Annotated in this window: 3 protein-coding genes; 1 reads left to right on the top strand and 2 read right to left on the bottom strand. The window is 67.1% G+C overall.

Annotation, left to right across the window (positions count from 1 at the left end):
• A partial coding sequence (locus B1A78_RS21460) for a hypothetical protein (protein ID WP_218668022.1) occupies positions 1 to 375 on the bottom strand: 375 nt, incomplete at its 3' end.
• 106 nt (positions 376 to 481) lie between these two features.
• Here B1A78_RS21460 and B1A78_RS21455 point away from each other — a divergent pair.
• On the top strand, positions 482 to 1,255 hold the full coding sequence (locus B1A78_RS21455; RefSeq protein WP_077148864.1) for an SDR family oxidoreductase: 774 nt from the start codon (positions 482 to 484) through the stop codon (positions 1,253 to 1,255).
• Positions 1,256 to 1,317: 62 nt separating this feature from the next.
• Here B1A78_RS21455 and B1A78_RS21450 read toward each other — a convergent pair whose 3' ends face one another.
• The gene (locus B1A78_RS21450) at positions 1,318 to 2,232 is read right to left on the bottom strand and encodes an alpha/beta fold hydrolase (RefSeq protein ID WP_077148865.1); all 915 of its coding nucleotides are present in this window, start codon (positions 2,230 to 2,232) and stop codon (positions 1,318 to 1,320) included.
• Positions 2,233 to 2,414: the final 182 nt, after the last annotated feature.

Here is a 2,414-nt window from a genome sequence, read left to right as displayed (position 1 = left end):
CAGTTCCAGAAGCGGCGGCGCCGCCGCGCCGTCGCCGTCGGCCAGCGCGCGGACCAGCGCCGCCATGGCGGGATCGTCGTGGCCCGCGACCGGGCGCGCCGACGCGCCGATCGGCAGCAAGCCAGGCTCGATGGCGACGCGGACATAGCGTACCGCGCCGCCTTCGGCGCGGGCACGATAGTGATGGCCGGCAGGCGCGAGCCACAATTCGCCGGGCAAGGGATCGCCCAGCGAGGTGCGCCGTCCGTCGAGCCAGGTCTGAAGCCGATGATAGCTGCCCGCCTCGTGCAGCATCAGCGCATGGACGTCGGCCTCGATCGCCCAGCTTTCCGGGCCGCCGATCCGGTCGACGATGCGGGCCGCGCTGATCCCCACCCCATCCATGACGCCATCATGCCAAGCTTGGGAAAATCTGAAAGCCTCGATTTTCGGGCGAGCCTAGGTTCGAATCCCCAACCCTTATTTTTCGGACCAACAGACCATGACCGACCACAGCCTCAATGGAAAAACCGTCCTCATCGCCGGCGGCGCCAAGAATCTCGGCGGCCTCATCGCGCGCGACTTCGCCGCACAGGGCGCCGCTGCCGTCGCCGTTCACTACAACAGCGCCGCGGCACGCGCCGAAGCCGACGAAACCGTGGCGACGATCGAGGCGGCGGGAGCGAAGGGTTTCGCCTTCCAGGCCGACCTGACCACCGCCGGTGCGGTCGAGAAACTGTTCGCCGACGCCAAGGCCGCGATGGGCGGCATCGACATCGCGATCAACACCGTCGGCAAGGTACTGAAAAAGCCGATGGTCGAGATCAGCGAGGCCGAGTTCGACGAAATGAGCGCGGTGAACAGCAAGTCGGCCTTCTTTTTCCTGAAGGAGGCGGGAAAGCATGTGAGCGATGGCGGCAAGGTGTGCACGCTCGTCACCTCGCTGCTCGGCGCCTACACGCCCTTTTATGCGAGCTATGCCGGGACGAAGGCGCCGGTCGAACATTATACCCGCGCCGCGTCGAAGGAATTCGGGGGGCGCGGCATTTCGGTGACCGCGATCGGGCCGGGGCCGATGGACACCCCCTTCTTCTACCCTGCCGAAGGGCCCGAAGCGGTCGCCTATCACAAGACTGCGGCGGCGCTGTCGCCGTTCAGCCCGACCGGACTGACGCATATCGAGGATATCGTGCCGTGGATCCGCTTCCTCGTCACCGACGGCTGGTGGATGACCGGGCAGACGATCCTCGTCAACGGGGGCTATACGACCAAATAAGACCCCCGAGGCGGGTGGCTCCACCCCCCTCCCGGAGCCGCCCGCCGCTTCATTCCGATGCGTCAGGCCAGAAATGCATCCATCGCGGCATTGACCGCACCGGGCGCTTCCCAGGTCACGAAATGGCCGCAGTCCGGCACCCTGACGATCGTCGCATTGGGGACGAGTTCCGCCATGCCGTCGAGGTTGCTCACCGGCAGCGCGACATCGTCGGTCGCCCAGATCACGAGCGTCGGGATTTCGAGCTTGGGGAACGGCATCGCGGGCGGCTCGGCGAAGGGCGCATCCATCGGCGGCACCTCGATCGGCGACGCGCGGTACCAGTTCAGCATGCCGAAACAGGCGTCGCGATCCTCCCACCAGGCGAGCGAGCGCGCGATTTCCTCGGGCGGTGTCGGCGCGCCTTCGAGCCGTCCCTCGAATGCCTTGGCAAGCACGCCCGCCAGCCCCTGTTCGCGCACGAGCGCGTCGGTGGCGGGATCGCGAAACAGGCGAATATATTGGCTCGCGGCGCGCTGCACGGGGTCGGCCTGGAGCAGGCGGCCAAAGATGCCGGGATGCGGCGCATTGGCGATGACCGCACGGGTCACGCGTCCCGCCCAGGCCGGGTGCAGCCCGCCGGGCTGGCCACCGAGCGCGACGCCCCAGCTGATCGCCCCGCCCCAGTCGTGACCCACGATGGTGAAGGTCTCGACGCCGAGCGCATCGGCGAGCGCGAAGATGTCGGCGATCAGCTTGTCGGGCGTATAGTCGGCGACATCCTGCGGCTTCGAGGAGCCGCAATAGCCGCGCTGGTCGGGGGCGATGCAGCGGAAGCGGGTCGCAAAATGCGGCAACTGGCCCCGCCAGGTGCGGTGCGATTCGGGAAAGCCGTGCAGGAAGATCAGCACCGGCGCGTCGCGCGGGCCGATATCGACGACGTCGAGCTCGACCCCGGTCGAAAGCTTTACCCGCTGCTGTTCGAAATCGCCGGTCATCATCCACTCCATCGGTTGCTTTTCGCAACCTGATGGCCGCGATCATCCGTGCTGGCAAGCGCGAAGCTAGAAGCTCGGGGTCAAATTATCCGCGTCGACCGGAAGCGTCTTGAAGATCGGCCATTCGCGCATGTCGCCGCTTTCCCCGTTGCAGCGGCGGGACGCGATCGGCGCGCCATTCC

It is taken from the genome of Sphingopyxis sp. KK2, assembly GCF_001990265.1.
Taxonomy (GTDB): Bacteria; Pseudomonadota; Alphaproteobacteria; order Sphingomonadales; family Sphingomonadaceae; genus Sphingopyxis.
This window is presented reverse-complemented; position numbering and strand designations above follow the sequence as displayed.